Genomic DNA, 17773 nt, shown 5'->3' with positions numbered 1-17773 from the left:
TTACCCTCTTCTTTCTCTTTTTCGGTTTAATAATAATATCGCAAAAATTGGAGCTCCGATAATGCTGGTAATGACTCCAATCGGTAATTCTGTGGGTGATATAATCGTTCTAGAAACTAAGTCAGCAAGAATAAGAAACCCTGCTCCCGTAATCATAGCTAATGGCAGTAAATGTCGATGATCAGGTCCCCACAATAATCGTATAAGATGAGGAATCACTAATCCAACAAAACCAATTGTCCCAGAAACAGCCACAGCAGCTCCTGTTAGAATAGAACCAGCTGTTAGTACGATCATTTTTTTACGTGCAACATTAACACCTAGATGCTGTGCACGTTCTTCTCCAAAAGACATTGCATTTAATTCCTTCGCACTAAATACAAGAATGATTGAACCGACAACAAAAAATGGAATGATAATCTTAATATAATCCCAGCCTCTCATCGAGACGCTGCCTAAAAGCCAGCCAATGATTTGGCGGAGTTCATCACCAGTTAAGGCAATTAATAAAGAAATTAATGAACCAAGAAAGGATGAAAAGATAATACCCGTTAATATAATCGTTTCTACCTTCATTGTACTTTCTACTTTTTTTGCAAAAATTAATACGATGAATATGGTAAAAATGGAAAATAAAATACTTAAGACAGGTAAAGTGAAAATTCCAATGATGGGTAAGGATAGATTGAAAAACAACACTAATACCGCACCCAAGGAGGCGCCTGATGAAACTCCAAGGGTAAAGGGATCTGCAAGTGGATTTCGTAATAAACCTTGAAAGGCGGCTCCTGCAATTGCAAGAGACGCCCCTACTAACCCTGCCAATAATACTCGTGGCAAACGAACCTTCATAACGATGTTTGTAAACATAGACTCTTCGATCCCTTGGATGGGAAGGTGGAGTACTTCTGAACTAATAATCGTTAATATAGTGGTAATTGGAATTGAAACGGTTCCAATCGATATTGCGAACAATATTGATACAATGAAAAAAATAGAACAAAGAATATAAGCAATGAATTTATTGTTACTTAAAGACTTCCGGATAAATGGCGTTAGCAAGTTCCTCTACTCCTTCTGCAAGTCTTGGGCCTGAACGGGTAACAATTTCAGAATGAACATCAAATACTTGTTTATTTTTTACAGCATTGATATCTTTCCATCCGTCGCGACTTAAAACTTGTCCAGCAGGGTCTTCTGTATAATAACCGTAAGTTGTAATGATGACATCTGGATTCTTTTTAATAATAGCTTCTTGGTCTATTTTTACCCATCCGTCTAAATTACCCGCCATATTGTTAGCATTGATGATTTCTAGCATTTCATTCATGAAAGTATTCTTTCCGGTTGTGAACATTTCTGGTGCTGGAGAAACTTCAACATAAACCGTTTTCATCTCATCCTCAGTTATTTCAGCAGCTTTTTCTTTAATATTAGCTATTTTCCCCTTCATATCAGATATTATTTCTTTTGATTTTTTAACTTCACCAGTAGCTTTACCTACCATTTCAATTGAGTTATAGACTTCCTCAAAGCTTTTGGCATCATTTACAATGATGACTTTAATTCCAGAATCCCTTAACTGTTGTAAACCTTCCGTTGAATTATGAGCACTTGAACCATGTGCAAGTACTAGATCAGGGTTTAGAGAAATAATTTTTTCTAAATTAAAATCCATTCCGCCAATTTTTTCTTTGTTCGCAACTTCTTTAGGGTAGGTGTCGAAATCTGAAACACCAACTACTTCATCACCTAACCCTAAACTAAAAGCAATTTCTGTATTACTTGGAATTAGTGAAACAATACGTTCCGGTTTTTTCTCTATAACTACTTCTTTGTCAGAGGCATCTTTAATGGTAACTGGAAATTCAGCTTTTTCTGTTTCCACTGTTTGTGGATTTTCTTTCTTCTTTGCTCCATCATTGGAGTCACTTTGTCCGCATCCAGCTAAAACTCCAAATGATAATAATAATACTAATAAAAACGAATAAAACTTTTTCACAATAACTTCCCCCTGTTGTCCAAAAATAAAAGCATCCCCACATGATTGGAGATGCTGTATGTATGACTAGATTCGAAACAATGAAGCATAACGAAGAGTTTCCTGATCTGTCACACACCTCTCCTATCCTCGTAGGCAAATATGGTGTTCTCGAATAGGCAGGTCTCCTGGCTTATGGTCATAGCTTGTTGCTCCTTCCCATACATAAATGTATAGTGGTTTTCTTGCAACATTGCTACCATTTACAGTGGCGGGACCGCGTTGGCATTTCACCAACTTCCCTTTTAAGGGGATGATATTCAAGGAATCATCCCCACCTATACTTAATACTATAAAATTTTCCGCAAAATTGATTATACACCAATCGACAAAATAATGCATTATAAATAATGTGCATAAGGAAAAGGTTTCAAAGCTTTTTATTAAAAAGATGATCCTATAAGATTTCGGAGCATCTCTTCAAATACAAGAAAATCCTTCTAAAAAGATTTTTTAATATTTTAATAGTATGCTCACGAAACCAATTGAATCATCTCACTAATTTATATTAGCTCTACACGTTTTGTATCAATCTTTTCTAATTTATTCTTAGGGACCCAACCTCTTCTATTGTTCGTTAGATCTCGACACCAGACCCAACCGTTTAATTCTTGAATCCCTTCAATAATACTCTCTTTATAACAATCTAATTCAGTTGCATCGTAATCTTCAAGAATCATTCCGTGTTCATCTGTGATTGCAATAATTTGATCTGGCACCCATCCAGAGAGGTTACTCTCAATAGAAGTACAGTATCTCCAATTAACCCATTCATTATTTTCACCGTTATATAAACCTCCCACTTTGACGATCGCTCCTTGCTTTAAAATCAGGGGTTTAGGACATTTACTAGAATGATGCTGAGTTATTCTATATTTCAAGAAAACACACTCTCCTTAAAAACTAGTTAAATTATTAATACCTTTTTATTTCCAAAAAAATAAGTAGAATCCCCCAATCTAATGGACGATACCTTATGGTGTAATGAATAAATTTATATTAATCATTTAAATTCTGTTAAAGATGTTAAAATCCTGCAGATAGTGAAAAGAGTTTGCAAAAGAATGTTTATGGAAGGGAATTGTTAGGGAAATAAAGGAATATATATTAAAAGGTGGAATATTAACTAAGAGGTGTTTTTCTATGTGGGAGTGGACCATAATCATTCTTTTACCTGTGTTTCTATTAGTCATCCTTGAGGAAGGAATCTATTACCTTCTTAATAAAAGTTTTTCAAAATCGAAAAAAGATAAGAATTCGAAAGTAAAAGTGTGGATAGGATTTATATCAAACAAACTGAATATCAAAAAAAATAGTCCCACTTCATCATAATGAGAAGTAGGACTATTTATTATATTGAAAAATCCTTCTAATATTATAAGAATATGAAAGGAGGATGATTAATCGATTCTTTTATCACCAAAGCATATCTTGAAACTTCATGTTAAATAAATTAGTATCAATATTGCAAGTTTTAGAGCCTATTCCATATTGCCATCCGATAACTTGTGAGCCTTCTGGAGCTGTTGGTTGGTACTCAGGTGATTGTTCTTCAGTTGTGATCCCTGTATTAGGGGCAGACGTCCAAAGTATGAGATTCTCCTTCAAACTAGGATTAGAATTTACAGCATTATTAAATGCATTGTAAAGAGGATTATCCTTTTCAAAAATGCCGTATATTCCTGGTTCATATTTGGAAGAACTTACTGTTTCATACCATCCTAAAATAAATTCTTTATTTACCGGGTAAATAGGTTCTATATCTGCAAAGAGAGCAACACCTTCAGTCACTCCTAGTTCTTCTGCTAGAGAAATTGCTTCTTTTGCTTCTTCTACTCCATTCTCATATCCGGTTGCATCATTAAACCGATTGTGAATTAGTAGTATATGTGCCCCTTTTGATTTGATAGCCTCTTTTTCTTCAATGGTAATTCCTTTTGAAACATCCTCTTTAGTTCCTAAATAACGACCCACCACCTGCGGACTTCCAAAATTCTCGTTTACACAATTATAAAATCCTTCGTTGGTTTTGCTTGCCGTATCAATTCCCCATACGATTTCGTTTTGTTTTTTTTCTTCTTTTTTCCCATTATCAGAAGATTTGTCATTACTTTCATTAGTTCCAGCAGAGTTTTGTTTATTAGCTTCATCTAAATTGCTGATATTATTTGAAATGGAGTTTTTAACATTACCATTACCATTTACATTGACTTCTACATTATTGATAATATTATTTGTTATATTATTTGATCCATTTTCTCCAGTATTGTGATCGACAGAATTATTAATAGTATTTTCTGCTGAGCTTGAGCCTTGGTTATCTACATTGTTTTGGATGTTGTTTGTGCCCTTCGGAGTGATACCGTTATGAGATTGTTGTGTATGAGCTTTCTTTTCAATAAGAAGGCTTTGACAATCTTGGAAACCACCCTTATAGATAAGAAAACCAGAAATTAAGGACAATAGAACTAATAATGGGACGAGCAGCATAATAAGAGGTTTTTTTTGGAACATGATTCACACCCTTTCTGTCTCTTCGTCGCATTTTATGTACAAAAAGAGAAAAGGGTGATTTTAAGGCATAGCTTTACTAGCACAATATGGCTATCAGTCCTGTCATTCTTCTGATTTATCTTTATGATTAAAACACTTTAGTAGACTCTATCATTTCATAAATAACATTAAATTGCGGTAGCTGCAAGGCAATTAGGACCGCTTTGTTTTGGAAAATTATTCACAACACCCGCTATTACGGGGAATTCATTGATAATCTTTTGCTTTTTAATACACTTCATTTCTTTCCACCTAGAATCTTCGTTTATCCACCAAGATGCATAATTAGTTAGAATGGTTATCTTCATCAGATTGGTAAATTTATTCCATTGTGGCCTTTGAATATGTATAATAACTTCATTATCATTAAATTGATTGGTGCATGATATTTAAAACATTCATAAAGGAATATTCATCTACCCTTGATAAATACGCTAAATACTGCTATGATGTAATAGAATTATTTTTGTTCGGCAATGTAAGGATAGAACAAGTTTTTAACTTTTCGCCTTGATTTTTGAAGAGCAAGAATAGTACTAAATTTCGTGTTAGAACACTAGGAGGTAACAAAATGTTACAAGGTACAGTAAAATGGTTTAATGCAGAAAAAGGTTTCGGATTCATCGAGCGTGAAGATGGCGACGACGTATTCGTACACTTCTCAGCAATTCAAGGCGAAGGTTTCAAAACTTTAGAAGAAGGTCAATCAGTTTCTTTTGAAATCGTTCAAGGAAACCGTGGGGACCAAGCTGCTAACGTAACTAAAGCATAATAATGCTATAAGGGGCTCTCAATCGAGGGTCTCTTTTTTTATATTAACAGCATTAGAATTGAAAAATCCCCACTCCAAGTGAGCGGGGATCAAAATATGCAATACAGTTAATGGTTTATCTTATTATAGCATAACTTCGTAAATTATGTAAAAAAATTTAATGTTCGTTATAAAGTACTTCATACTCTCTCTTTAATAAAGAATAAACAATTGTGTCATGGTATTCGCTTCCGTCAAAATCTGTTTCGCGTAATTGGCCATCTTTATGAAAGCCATGATTAATTAATAGTTTCATAGATGCCTTATTCCCTTCAAAAATATCTCCTACAATCCTATTAAGGTTCATTTTCATAAAACCATGGTAAAGCATTTTCGGTAGGATTTCTTTCATGACCCCTTGATTTTGGTACTCGTTTCGAATAACGACCCCTATTTCCGCTTTCTTATGCCACTGGTTCCATTTATGAAATCTGAATACACCAACTACTTTTTTTGTGGTTTTATCTTCAATGACCCAAACTACTTCTTGCTTGGATTTACAACCCTCAATCATTTTGTTTACAGTGGACTTCATTTCCTTCAACGTTTTAACAGGATGTGGTGTAATGAATTTCATTGTGCCCTCATCACTTATAATTGGGAATAATGCAGTAGCATCCTCTAATCTTAATTCCCTTAAATTGAAGTGGTTTGTTTCAATAAATAGTTCGTCCATTTCTTTGCTCACAAGATTACCCCCTGGTCTTTCAATGACTCTAATCCCTTACTTCCATCTTTTTTCTAACCTTTTCAATCAATTCAGGTGAGTCATTTATAATTTTTCCAATGTAAAGAAACCCCAAAACTGAAATGCCTGTTAATAACCAACTAAGTACCTGTCGGACGATGATTCCTTTATCAAATGCTTCAACACCATATTCCAAAATGAGATATGTTTTTATTACAGCAAGGACTCCACTTCGTAAAACAAAACTTAAAGTAATTAAGTTAAAGATCATAAATAACTTTTTTTCAAAAAATAATCTTCTATTGAATTCACGATCATGTCCTTGAAGGTCTGAAGTCAAGAGCAAAGTAAAGGGTAATAGGCTTTTTTATCAGAATTGTGAGAAGGAAGAATCCTGACATTACATAAGCGTAAATGACGTTATTCCATAATAACTGAATCGCTGATCCTGCTAATACATCTATTAGTGTACCAATAATTAATGTTACAATCATAAATATCCCAAAGAAATTCACTTTTTTAAGTTCAAAAAATCGATAGATACTATAGATAATTCCAGGAACTGATGACAGAAGCATGGCGGGTAATAATCCCCTATATCGTCCCTTGTTAAATTCCAAACCGCCAATGGAAATACAACATAAAAAAAATATCAAGTAATGCAATATATTTTTTCAATGGTTCACCCTCTATCCCCTCAACCCCAAAAAATTCATCTGTTCGTTAATGCTTGCGTAATAATTTGCTTATGAAATTATATTATGATCCATCCTATCAAGCGGAAATAGGATGATCTAGATTGAAACCATAAAAATGTCTGTTCCACAATTAACGAGTTTAGAAAGTAAAGCTTGATACCCCTACACAATTTACTTTAGATAGATAATGTAAATCCACCCTCTATTGATCGTCCTTTTCTTCAAACGCATTATTCCCCATTTATTTTAAATCATCATTAAATATCTTATCTTTAATCTTATTTTGCATAAATTGGATCTTTTTAATTAAGTTATTCATCCACTCAGAGTGACCTTCTGCTGGATCCAAATCTAAACTGTTTCTAATTACACAATACAAATAAAAATAGTGTAAATGTTGAAAGATTGGAACGGCTTTTAATTCACTTTCAGAAAGTACTCTCTCCTTCGAATATCCCTTCAAAAATTGCTCATATGCAGCTGGTTGATCAGCTATATCCCTTACCGCATATGCAATATCAGCAACTAATCATGAAAATTGATATCCCTCAAAATCAATTATGTGGATACATCTCTCATTCCATAATAAATTATCAAGTTCAAAGTCAAAATAAATGATACTTTTTTCTAGCTCTGAAGAAACCCTCAATAAGTGAGCTTTTATTTGTTCCCATTTATTCTTTAAATCTACATCATCCATAGGGAGTGAATACTCTATATTTTGAATAAAGGACCATGGATTTTTTATTCCGCCTTTAAACTGTTTGGCATGGTTATGAAGAATTCCTAATTCCTTCTCCCAGTCCATCAAGTTTTATTAGTTAATTTTTCGCTTTCATAATGTCCTCCTTCTATATAGTGATATAACACTGCTTGTATATTGTAGTCAAAAAAGGTATATCTTTTAATAAAGTTTGAATCTGCACTTTTTATAGGAATATTTTCATTAATTCCATTAAGATGTAGATAGATTAAAAAATCAATCTCAAGTTGGATCCTATCTTTGTTCCCCATTGGCGTCAATCTTAAAATGTATTTATTATTCTCATAAACAACAAGATAAATAAAGTTTTGACTGACTCTAATAAAATGTATTTCACTACTTTCAAGATTCCAATCCCCCAAAATGGTACGAGCAAGATGATAATGTACCTTTGAATTAAGTACTTTTTTTCATAATTGACAGCTGCACTTTTATTAACCGCTCCTTATTCTCAACGGATGTTGATAAAAGATAGCGGTATAGGAGCGAATATTCCCTTTTTTGATCTTATCTTTCTTTCTTCGAATATAGAAAATATAAACATTTTTTATATTTAAAAGAAACGAATCTTTAAGGAAATCACTAAAAGAAGGATTATATTAATCATTTCATTGGGGTAATGCCTAAATATAGAATAATTTGCTGATTTTTGAATAATTTTGCCTCTTCTTTTCTCTTTACTTTCCTTTCATTGAGGAGTAATATAACTTTCATCAAATGTTATATTCTTTTTCGCTTAATCCTTTGGAGCGGGGGAACCACTTTTGGGACTGTGAATTATTACTTGTCACTTCATCAGTCTCTTGGGGTGAATCCTTTAAATAGGTAGGGTTACTTCCATAACCCGAATCCGACAGCTAACCTCGTAAGCGTATTGGGAGAGGATGATACTTGTGATCTGAAAATTTCTAAGACCACAGGGCTAGTCCCCTGCGGTCTTTTTTGTGTTCATAATTTTGTATTGATAGGAAAAATCGATTTAATAACCATTTATTGGAGGGATTCTCATCATGAAAGATCAATTTGCCGTAATTGGACTTGGACGTTTCGGAGGAAATCTTGTATCAGAATTAAGTCACTTAGGGGTAGAGGTTTTAGCCATTGATATCAACCATGAAGTTGTAGATAAATATAGTGATATCGCTACTCATGCTGTTCAAGCCAATGCAATGGATGAAACGGTATTAAAGCAACTTGGAATCAGGAATTTTGATACGGTAGTTGTATCATTTGGGGAGAATATTGAAGCAAGTATTTTAACCACCCTGCTCCTGAAAGATTTAGGAATCAATGATGTATGGGTGAAGGCTTCAAATAGTTACCATCAAAAAGTATTGGAAAAAATTGGAGCAGATAAAATCATTCATCCTGAGAGAGATATGGCTAGACGTATTGCCCACCATATAACTTCAGAAAAAATCATTGATTATATTGAACTTTCAAGCGACCACAGCATTGTTGAAGTATCAGCTTCAAGTAAAGTTGCAGGAAAAACACTCATTCAGTTGGATGTTAGAGCTAAATATGGATGCAATATTATTGCCATTCAACGTGCTGAAGGAATTATTGTTTCGCCTTCAGCAGAAGAGAAAGTCGAAAGGGATGATATTCTTGTCGTTATTGGGCACAACAGAGATATTCAGCGTTTTGAAAAAGCAGGTGTCTAGTCCATGATAAGAAGAAATATACAATTAAGTCCTCCCCAATTACTTGTTTCAGTTTTTTCAGGTTTTATTCTTTTAGGGACATGTTTACTAAAACTACCAGTGTCGACTACAGATTCAATTACTTGGATCAATGCTTTATTTACATCGACTTCAGCTATGACTGTAACTGGCTTAGTTGTTGTTGATACAGGTACAGCTTTTACTGTTTTTGGTGAAGTAGTGATCATGTGTTTAATCCAAGTAGGCGGACTTGGAATTATGTCCTTTGCTATGCTTATATTTTTATTAATCGGAAAGAAAATCGGATTTAAAGAAAGATTAATCATTCAACAAGCATTAAATCAAAATTCTATTGGAGGAGTCATCCGCTTAGTAAAGCATTTATTTATTTTCTCTCTAATTGTTGAATCGATTGCATTAGTGTTTCTTTCTATTAAGTGGGTTCCTGAATATGGTATTGGAAAAGGTCTATATTATAGTTTATTTCATTCTATTTCTGCTTTTAATAATGCGGGATTTTCGATTTGGTCAGATAGCCTTATGCAATATGTCGATAGTCCACTTGTTACCATTGTTATTTCCTGTTTATTCATTATTGGTGGAATTGGATTTACCGTACTTTCAGACCTGTGGTATACAAAAAGCTGGCGAAAATTATCTCTTCATACAAAGCTAATGATTTTAGGAACATTTTTACTTAATGTCATTGCCATGCTGGTTATTTTTCTAATTGAATTTAATAATGTAAAGACAATTGGCGATCTTCCTTTAACAGGTAAGCTCTTTGGCTCATATTTTCAAGCAGTAACAACTCGAACAGCCGGTTTCAATTCAGTAGATATTGGTAGCATGGAAGATTCATCGATTTTATTTATGATCCTGTTAATGTTTATTGGAGCCGGAAGCGCATCAACTGGTGGAGGAATAAAGCTAACAACATTTATTGTCATTCTTTTTTCAATGTTTGCTTTTATAAAAGGAAAAAAAGAAATCCGTGCATATAACCGTCAAATTGACCATACTATTGTCTTTAAATCACTGGCTATTTCAATGATCAGTGTTCTTCTGGTATTCTCAGCATTATTTATCCTAACAATGACTGAAAAAAATCCGGAATTTATAAGCATCTTGTTTGAAGTGGTCTCAGCATTTGGGACTGTTGGTCTATCTATGGGGATAACTGGAGATTTAACCTATACAGGGAGATGGATCATCATTTTGGTTATGTTTATAGGGAAATTGGGTCCTCTTACTCTAGCATTTTCATTAGCAAAACCGACTAAAGAGAAAGTTTCTTACCCAAAAGAAGATGTTTTAACAGGATAATAATATAAAAAGGTTAGCTCTATACACCGTTAGGCTAACCTTTTTTTGCTTCTTTCAAATTCACATTAATATTTATAGGTAGATAGATTAACTTTTAACCCACTCGGTTCTAACTAAAGTTTCGGAGGTATCTCTTGTGATTTCATACAAACTACCGCAATTTTCACATAAATGACCTTGAATCACTTTACCTTCTATTTCTCTAGGTTCAAGATTGGTCATTCCTTTTCCGCATTTGCATAACATAAACATAGTAACCCTCCTTTAAATTACACTCTATCTGTAATTCATTATTATGTCTATGTTTGTCAATGATTCTTTGAATAATTTTAATAAAATTGACATCATTCGAAATAATGCGGTAAATTTTGATATGATTATTTGAAATGTCTTTGATACCATACTGCTGCCATATCTACTTCTGAACGAGTAAGTTGGTGACCATAATTTTCCCAATGCAATGTTACATTTGCACCTGCATTACTTAATAGACTTGTTAACTCCTCTGATTCCATTGCCGGGCAAATGGGGTCATTTTTTCCTGCACCAATAAAGACGGGTATATGATTTAACGAAGGTAATTCGATTCCCCTTCTTGGGACCATCGGATGGTGAAGGATAGCTCCTTTTAACGAATCTTCATAATGAAAAAGCAGACTTCCAGCAATGTTGGCTCCATTAGAGTAACCGAGTGCGACAATATTCCTTCGGTCAAAATCGTACTTCTTTGAGGCATCATCTAAAAATTCATGAAGTTCTTTTGTACGATAAATAAGATCCTCTTCATCAAATACCCCTTCAGCTAGACGTCGAAAGAATCGAGGCATGCCGTTTTCTGAAACATTACCACGGACACTTAACACTGACGATTGTTGAGAAACAAGTTCAGCTAACGGAAGTAAATCGTCCTCTGTTCCTCCAGTTCCATGTAGTAATAGCAATGTTGGCTCGTCTGGATTTTGTCCTTTTTTGAAAATATGCTGCAAAGTAAGTCAACTCCCTTTTATTTATGATTTCTTTGTATTTAGAGGTTTAAGCTTTGCTTCAATTTCTGCTCTTCTTGATTCTAAAAACGGTGGCAGCGCAAGCGATTCACCAAGATGCTCTAGATCTTCATCCGTATCGAATCCAGGACCATCAGTAGCTAGTTCAAACAGGATACCGTTTGCTTCTCTAAAGTATAGAGAGCGGAAATAGAAGCGATCTACAAATCCTGAATTTGGAATCTTTGCATCTTTTACTTTATCGATCCATTTCATCATTTCATCTTTATCTTCTACACGGAATGCAACATGATGAACACCGCCTCTTCCTAGTCTTTCAGGTGATAAATCTTGTCGCTCCTCTAGGTGAACCTCCGAACCAGTTCCTCCTTTCCCTGTTTCAAAAACTAAAATATTTGATTGACCATTTATTGCAGATGGGTATTCCCCAATTTTTCGATAATCCATTAGTTCTGTTAAAATCTTCGCAGTAGATTCAGCATAGCTCACTGTTAGTTTGATTGGCCCTAATCCTACTATCGCAAATTCTTTTGGAATTGGACTTTTGCCCCATGGAGTACCAGCTTTTACACCCTGATTATGTTCGTCAGAAACTAATGATAATCGCTGACCTTCAAAATCTTTAAAACTTAATATTTTTCGATTAAACCGTTTCGTAATTTCTCCATGTTCTACTCCAAGCTCCTCAAACCTTGATTTCCAGAATGATAAAGAGGAATCGTCTTTAACCCTAAGGGCAATTTCAGAAATACTGTTAACCCCTTCATGGTTTTTTGCAGCCATTGGGATCTCAAAGAATGTTAATTCAGTACCTGGATTTCCTTTTTCATCTCCATAAAATAAATGATAAACAGAAATATCGTCCTGATTCACTGTTTTCTTAATTAATCTTAATCCTAAAGTTTCAGTATAAAACCGGAAGTTTTCTTGCGCATTCGCAGTTAGAGCTGATACATGATGTATTCCTTTAAGTTCCATTAAAATTCCTCCTAATTAATGTCTCGAAATAATTTATTTTGAATTCAAGATAATTGTATAAAATAATATTGATCATGTCAAATTAGGAATATTTTCCGACTCCTTTTAAATGCTTTTTCGTAAACATTGTTTTGAAAAGGGGGTTGTTGGTTTCCTCTCCAGGATGCTCGCTTTCCGCGGGGCGGATGGTGTGAGCATCCTCGTCGCCTTGCTCCTGCTTAGGTCTCACGTGTCCCGCTTCTCCCGCAAGAGTCTCGTGCCTGCAGCGAAGACCAACCTTTATACAAAAATTTATGTTCTTATAAACAACAGTCTTTTAGAAAACAGCCCTTATAAAAGATGTTTGAACTCTATGATCGATTTTTCATCGTTACTAATTTTTTCACAAATAATTTCAGTTATATTTGAACAAAAAACAGTTTCTTCTCTACTTGTTTCTTCTAAAATAGTATCAAACTTCTCTGTATTTTTTATTCTACCTATTGTAAGATGGGGGTTATATGTCACCGTTCGATTTAAATACTTCTTTAATAATCCGCTATATAACCGATCGTGAAGTTCAATGATTTGATCGCTGCCTCTTTTTACATTAAGAAATACATATTGTTTACCCTCTCCAGTAATTCCTTGCAGTCTAATATTAATAGGTTTAAAACCCTTTAGTGTTTGTTGAACATGTTTTATTAATTTATTGGAAGAATAATCACTCTCAAATGGAAAAACTAATGTGATGTGGGGTGGGATGAGTTGATGTAAAGGGTCATATTTTTCTCTCCATTTATGTATTCTGTCTTCATTTGTAAATTTAGGAAATAGACATATTGATCTTTTCATTGAGTTGATTTCTCCACAAGGTTCATTCTTTGATTTATAACATTGTTTGGATGTTCTAGCCATCTTTTCATTAATTCTTGCTGCTTTTCTTTTAAGTCTAAGAACGGCTCTTCTACATAACTAATTTGGTTAAACCGCTCATCAAATACTTTCGACTTTCTTATTTTTGTAAAACCACCGAACCCTGCTTCATCATTTAAAATCCAAACAACCTTCTTGATATGAGCAAATAATAGAGCTCCCGTGCACATTGGACAAGGCTCTAAGCTAGTGTATAGTGTCCATCGTTTTTTTAAAATCTTCGCTTGCATCATCTTTTTACCTGCATTTCGAATTGCCTCAATTTCTGCATGTGAAGTGAGGTCATTACTTGAATAAACTCTATTTTTACCTTTACTTATCAATGTTCCATTTTCGTCCACTATGACAGCCCCAACAGGATACGTATGTTCAAAAAATGCTTTTTCTCCCTCTTTTAAGACAAGCTCTAAAAAAAACCGGTCTTTCTCATGATTCATGTAATTTCCTCCATCTTAATTTTGTATGATTATTTTATCATAATTCAGAATTTTGTAATCCTATCACTTACGAGGAGTTCTTCATTTGAGCAAAAAGAAAAGGGATTGAACAGTTATGAACAATCCCCTCTTTTTCATGATAATTATAAGCTTGCCTCTACTTCCTTAATCATCTCGGATACGGAAACTAATCCGCCTCCAGACAAGTACCAGAAATCTGGATCTAAATAGGTAATGGCGCTATTTTTGTATGCATTTGTGGTCTTTACTAATTCATTTTCGACAACTTGTTTGGCGGAGGATTCTTCTCCAATAGCTGCTCCCCTGTCAATGACAAATAAGTAATCAGGATTCTTATCGACTATATACTCAAAGGAAATACTTTGACCATGAGTGGAGACTTCAATTTTTTCGTCAGCAGGTGTAAATCCAAATACATCGTGAATAATACCAAATCGAGATCCAGCACCATATGCGCTAACTTTATCATCATTAGCTAATACAATTAAAGCTTTCTTATTGTCTTTTTTAGTATTATTTTTTAGTTTCTGAATGGATTCATCAATAGCTGCTAATTCTTTCTCTACTTCTTTTTCTTTATCGAAAATTTTTCCTAATGTAGTAGTGTTTTCTTTGAATGATTCCATGTAACGACTTGTATCTACACCTAAATAAATCGTTGGAGCTATTTCTGTAAATTCTTCATATAAATCAGATTGACGACCTGAAATAATGATTAAATCAGGCTGAATCTCGCTGATTTTTTCAAAATCTGGTTCTTTTAAGCTACCTGTATTCTCATATTTGCTGTCCGCGTATTTAGATAAATATGACGGAACATTTGATTGGGGTAATCCTGCCACTTCAATTCCTAGCTTATCCATTGAATCGAGGATTCCGAAATCAAAGACCACAACCTTTTCAGGGTCTTTCTTTACTTTTGTTTCACCTAATTCATGTTTGATCGTTAACTCTTCTGCCTTTTTATTTTCTTCATTTCCATTTGCTTTATCATTTGTACCACATGCTGATAACAACAAGACAAGTGCTGTTAACATTATAAATGAAAACTTTTTCATCTTTTATCACCTCATAAGTTTTATGTAAAATAAACACAGATTTTATGATCATCAATATTCTTAATATCAATATCCATTTCAAATATCTGATTTAAAATATTTGATTGGATAATCTCTTTGGTAGGCCCTTGGTTGACAACCTTTCCATCTTTTAGTGCAACGATTTCATCAGAATAGCAAGAAGCAAAGTTAATATCATGAATCACAATAATAATGGTCTTCCCTAATTCTTCTACCAATCTCCTTAGTGTTTTCATGATTTGTACAGAATGCTTCATATCTAAATTATTTAAAGGCTCATCAAGTAGAATGTATTCAGTATCCTGAGCGATAACCATTGCAATATATGCTCTCTGCCTTTGTCCCCCGCTTAATTGATCAAGAAATTTACCTTGTATATCCACAAGTCCCATATATTCAATTGCTTGATCGACATATTCCCAATCTTTCTTGGTTAAATTTCCTTGGGAGTATGGAAAACGACCGAATGAAACAAGTTCTCGAATCGTTAAGCGAAGACTTATATGATTGGATTGTTTTAATATAGAAACTTTCTTGGACAATTCCCGACTAGTATATTTATGGATGTTTTTTCCATCTATCGTAACCTCTCCCTCATCCATAGTTAATAAGCGGCTCATCATAGACAATACAGTACTTTTTCCAGCACCATTTGGCCCTATAAAAGAAGTGATTTTCTTCTTTTTAATTTGAATGGATACATTTTCAACAACATTTTTACTTCCATATCGCTTTGAGATGTTTTTTACTTCTACCATGACTTATTCTCCTTTAAAAGTAGATAAATAAAGTAAACTCCCCCTGTAAAATTAATGATTACACTTAAGGTAGTAGTAAAAGAAAATACTCTTTCAACAATGAGCTGTCCACCGATAAGTGCGATAATACTAATCAGCATAGAGCCTATAATAAAGTAGGAATGTCGATAGGTTTTCAAAAACTCATATGCTACATTCGCAACGATTAGTCCTAAAAAGGTCAATGGACCTACTAATGCCGTGGATATCGAGATAAGGACAGCAACAATGATTAGTAGCCTTTTTACAATGAAATGATAATCTACTCCTAGGTTTACTGCTTCATCCCTACCTAATGACAAAACATCTAAATACTTCAGATACCTTGTAAAATAGATGAAAACAATAATGATCAGAATCAATGAAATCAATAATAAATCTGACTGAATATTATTGAAGCTAGCAAACATACGATCTTGGATAATTTGAAACTCATTTGGATCAATGAGAACTTGCATGAATGTAGATAAACTTCCAAACAATGTTCCAAAAATTAACCCAATTAATAATAAGAAATAAATATTCTGATCTTCTCTTTTAAATAAAAACTTATATAAAAGAAGAGAGAATAAGATCATCAGAACAATGGTTATAACAAAATTAAGGTTTTTATTCATTACGGTTTGGCTCATTGAACCAAATAGAAAAATCAAAATCGTTTGTATCAACATATATAATGAATCAAGTCCAATTATATTTGGCGTTAAGATTCTATTATGGGTAATTGTTTGGAATACAACTGTTGCTAATGCAATAGAAGCTCCTGTGACAATGATAGCAACAAGCTTCTCTCCCCGACGCGGCAGAACATAGTCCCAATTTGATCCAATATCAATAAAAAAGTAAGTAGCCATTAAGGAAAGAGCAATTGCGCCAAGTATGATCATTCTTAGTTTGTTACTCATATGCTTTTCTCCTTAATAGTAAATACGCAAAAATCGCACTTCCAATTACGCCAACTACAAGACTAATTGATAATTCATAAGGATAGATAATTAATCTCCCAATGATGTCACAGATTAAGACGAAATTTGCCCCTAATAATGCTGTATGGAGTAAATTCTTCTTTAGGTTATCCCCATGATAAATACTAACAATATTTGGAATAACCAAACCTAAAAATGGAATCATCCCAACTGTAAGTACAACAGATGAAGTTACAAAAGCAACGATCACAAGTCCAATATTAACTATTTGCCTATAGTTAAGGCCTAAATTTTTTGAAAAGTCTTCTCCCATTCCAGCAACTGTAAATTTATTGGCGAATAAAATAGCAATCAATAATACTGGGATACTAACATACAGCAATTCATAACGACCTTTTATAATCATAGAGAAATCACCTTGCATGAAAGTGGACATGTTCTGAATAAGATCATATTTATAGGCAAAAAACGTTGCGACGGAACTAATAATATTCCCAAACATTAAACCTACAAGTGGAATGAATATAGTATCCTTAAATTTAATTTTTTCTAAAATCTTCATAAAAATGAATGTTCCTAATAAGGCAAATATAAAGGCGACAATCATCTTCTGTAAGGGGCTTGCTGAAGTAAAGACCATTAAAGATACTAAAACACCTAGTCTAGCTGAATCCATCGTTCCTGCAGTTGTTGGTGATACAAACTTGTTTCTGCTTAACTGTTGCATGATTAATCCGCATATACTGATACTTACACCCGCAATGATAATACTTAATAGTCTTGGAAAACGACTAACTAGAAGAATTTGTTTCTGTTCTTCTGTTAAATTCAATAGTTGAGTTGGTTTTAGATCGATTACACCAATAAATAAGGAAATCGACGACAATAACAAAAGAGCAATCCATAAGTATCTTTTCTTCATAAATTAATCCTTACATTTTCATACTAAGAATGAACATTTGATAAAGAGAATCATTCTCAAATACATCAAAAAAAATAAACCAGCTGGTATGTATAATTCTCAAATGTACCTCTCCATTAAATGATAATGATTTTCATTATTGTTTGT

At 33.7% G+C, this 17773-nt stretch carries 23 protein-coding genes and 2 riboswitches; of the genes, 3 read left to right on the top strand and 20 right to left on the bottom strand.

Features of this window, described 5'->3' with window-relative positions:
• From JOC86_RS01775 to JOC86_RS01760, 4 genes are all read right to left on the bottom strand, one after another.
• On the bottom strand, positions 1-1062 hold the full coding sequence (locus tag JOC86_RS01775) for a FecCD family ABC transporter permease (RefSeq protein WP_205168060.1): 1062 nt from the start codon (positions 1060-1062) through the stop codon (positions 1-3).
• Entirely contained in the window at positions 1028-2002 is a 975-nt protein-coding gene (locus JOC86_RS01770; RefSeq protein WP_205168059.1) for a helical backbone metal receptor, read from the bottom strand. The genes JOC86_RS01775 and JOC86_RS01770 overlap by 35 nt, the downstream gene beginning before the upstream one ends.
• Positions 2003-2142: 140 nt before the next feature.
• Positions 2143-2338, bottom strand: a riboswitch (cobalamin riboswitch).
• Positions 2339-2544: 206 nt separating this feature from the next.
• On the bottom strand, positions 2545-2922 hold the full coding sequence (locus tag JOC86_RS01765; protein WP_205168058.1) for an SH3 domain-containing protein: 378 nt from the start codon (positions 2920-2922) through the stop codon (positions 2545-2547).
• Between the two features lie 535 nt (positions 2923-3457).
• Complete coding sequence (locus JOC86_RS01760) at positions 3458-4555, bottom strand: glycoside hydrolase domain-containing protein (RefSeq protein WP_205168057.1); 1098 nt, start codon at positions 4553-4555, stop codon at positions 3458-3460.
• A 610-nt stretch (positions 4556-5165) separates the two neighbouring features.
• Between JOC86_RS01760 and JOC86_RS01755 the strand changes: the two genes are divergently transcribed.
• Positions 5166-5366: a cold-shock protein gene (locus JOC86_RS01755; RefSeq protein ID WP_205168056.1), complete on the top strand. Its 201-nt coding sequence runs from the start codon at positions 5166-5168 to the stop codon at positions 5364-5366.
• 157 nt (positions 5367-5523) lie between these two features.
• Here JOC86_RS01755 and JOC86_RS01750 read toward each other — a convergent pair whose 3' ends face one another.
• The 6 genes from JOC86_RS01750 to JOC86_RS01730 all read right to left on the bottom strand — a co-directional run bounded on the left by JOC86_RS01750 (position 5524) and on the right by JOC86_RS01730 (position 7916).
• Entirely contained in the window at positions 5524-6093 is a 570-nt protein-coding gene (locus JOC86_RS01750; protein WP_338021697.1) for a GNAT family N-acetyltransferase, read from the bottom strand.
• Positions 6094-6121: 28 nt separating this feature from the next.
• Positions 6122-6364, bottom strand: a complete 243-nt coding sequence (locus tag JOC86_RS24545) for a hypothetical protein (RefSeq protein ID WP_239587347.1) — start codon at positions 6362-6364, stop codon at positions 6122-6124.
• Positions 6365-6407: 43 nt separating this feature from the next.
• Positions 6408-6671, bottom strand: coding sequence for a VC0807 family protein (locus JOC86_RS24540; RefSeq protein ID WP_239587346.1), 264 nt, complete (start codon positions 6669-6671; stop codon positions 6408-6410).
• A 361-nt stretch (positions 6672-7032) separates the two neighbouring features.
• Positions 7033-7254: a hypothetical protein gene (locus JOC86_RS01740; RefSeq protein WP_205168055.1), complete on the bottom strand. Its 222-nt coding sequence runs from the start codon at positions 7252-7254 to the stop codon at positions 7033-7035.
• A gap of 66 nt (positions 7255-7320) precedes the next feature.
• Positions 7321-7602: an aminoglycoside phosphotransferase/kinase family protein gene (locus tag JOC86_RS01735; protein WP_205168054.1), complete on the bottom strand. Its 282-nt coding sequence runs from the start codon at positions 7600-7602 to the stop codon at positions 7321-7323.
• A complete protein-coding gene (locus tag JOC86_RS01730; RefSeq protein WP_205168053.1) occupies positions 7599-7916 on the bottom strand; it encodes a protein kinase family protein in 318 nt (105 codons plus the stop codon). The genes JOC86_RS01735 and JOC86_RS01730 overlap by 4 nt, the downstream gene beginning before the upstream one ends.
• A gap of 361 nt (positions 7917-8277) precedes the next feature.
• Positions 8278-8442: riboswitch (cyclic di-AMP (ydaO/yuaA leader) on the top strand.
• 122 nt (positions 8443-8564) lie between these two features.
• Between JOC86_RS01730 and JOC86_RS01725 the strand changes: the two genes are divergently transcribed.
• The gene (locus JOC86_RS01725; protein WP_205168052.1) at positions 8565-9221 is read left to right on the top strand and encodes a potassium channel family protein; all 657 of its coding nucleotides are present in this window, start codon (positions 8565-8567) and stop codon (positions 9219-9221) included.
• Positions 9222-9224: 3 nt separating this feature from the next.
• Positions 9225-10547, top strand: coding sequence for a TrkH family potassium uptake protein (locus JOC86_RS01720; RefSeq protein ID WP_205168051.1), 1323 nt, complete (start codon positions 9225-9227; stop codon positions 10545-10547).
• 87 nt (positions 10548-10634) lie between these two features.
• On the opposite strand, the gene JOC86_RS01715 is transcribed toward JOC86_RS01720, so the two are convergent.
• The 10 genes from JOC86_RS01715 to JOC86_RS01670 form a co-directional block, all read right to left on the bottom strand.
• Positions 10635-10799: a hypothetical protein gene (locus tag JOC86_RS01715; RefSeq protein ID WP_205168050.1), complete on the bottom strand. Its 165-nt coding sequence runs from the start codon at positions 10797-10799 to the stop codon at positions 10635-10637.
• A 125-nt stretch (positions 10800-10924) separates the two neighbouring features.
• On the bottom strand, positions 10925-11533 hold the full coding sequence (locus JOC86_RS01710; RefSeq protein ID WP_205168049.1) for an alpha/beta hydrolase: 609 nt from the start codon (positions 11531-11533) through the stop codon (positions 10925-10927).
• A gap of 21 nt (positions 11534-11554) precedes the next feature.
• The gene (locus JOC86_RS01705) at positions 11555-12529 is read right to left on the bottom strand and encodes a ring-cleaving dioxygenase (RefSeq protein WP_205168048.1); all 975 of its coding nucleotides are present in this window, start codon (positions 12527-12529) and stop codon (positions 11555-11557) included.
• Between the two features lie 82 nt (positions 12530-12611).
• On the bottom strand, positions 12612-12758 hold the full coding sequence (locus JOC86_RS01700; RefSeq protein ID WP_205168047.1) for a hypothetical protein: 147 nt from the start codon (positions 12756-12758) through the stop codon (positions 12612-12614).
• A 101-nt stretch (positions 12759-12859) separates the two neighbouring features.
• Complete coding sequence (locus tag JOC86_RS01695) at positions 12860-13363, bottom strand: 2'-5' RNA ligase family protein (protein ID WP_205168046.1); 504 nt, start codon at positions 13361-13363, stop codon at positions 12860-12862.
• Complete coding sequence (locus JOC86_RS01690; RefSeq protein ID WP_205168045.1) at positions 13360-13881, bottom strand: nucleoside deaminase; 522 nt, start codon at positions 13879-13881, stop codon at positions 13360-13362. The genes JOC86_RS01695 and JOC86_RS01690 overlap by 4 nt, the downstream gene beginning before the upstream one ends.
• Positions 13882-14024: 143 nt before the next feature.
• Positions 14025-14960 (bottom strand): siderophore ABC transporter substrate-binding protein, encoded by a 936-nt coding sequence (locus JOC86_RS01685; protein WP_205168044.1) that lies wholly within the window; start codon positions 14958-14960, stop codon positions 14025-14027.
• Positions 14961-14980: 20 nt separating this feature from the next.
• Complete coding sequence (locus JOC86_RS01680; protein WP_205168043.1) at positions 14981-15739, bottom strand: iron ABC transporter ATP-binding protein; 759 nt, start codon at positions 15737-15739, stop codon at positions 14981-14983.
• Entirely contained in the window at positions 15733-16683 is a 951-nt protein-coding gene (locus tag JOC86_RS01675; RefSeq protein WP_205168042.1) for an iron chelate uptake ABC transporter family permease subunit, read from the bottom strand. Before JOC86_RS01675 ends, JOC86_RS01680 begins: the two co-directional genes overlap by 7 nt.
• Positions 16676-17626 carry an ABC transporter permease gene (locus JOC86_RS01670; RefSeq protein ID WP_205168041.1) on the bottom strand — a complete coding sequence of 317 codons (951 nt, stop codon included), beginning with the start codon at positions 17624-17626 and terminating at the stop codon, positions 16676-16678. Before JOC86_RS01670 ends, JOC86_RS01675 begins: the two co-directional genes overlap by 8 nt.
• Between the last annotated feature and the right edge of the window lie 147 nt (positions 17627-17773).

It is taken from the genome of Rossellomorea pakistanensis (assembly GCF_016908495.1).
GTDB lineage: Bacteria > Bacillota > Bacilli > Bacillales > Bacillaceae_B > Rossellomorea > Rossellomorea pakistanensis.
This window is presented reverse-complemented; position numbering and strand designations above follow the sequence as displayed.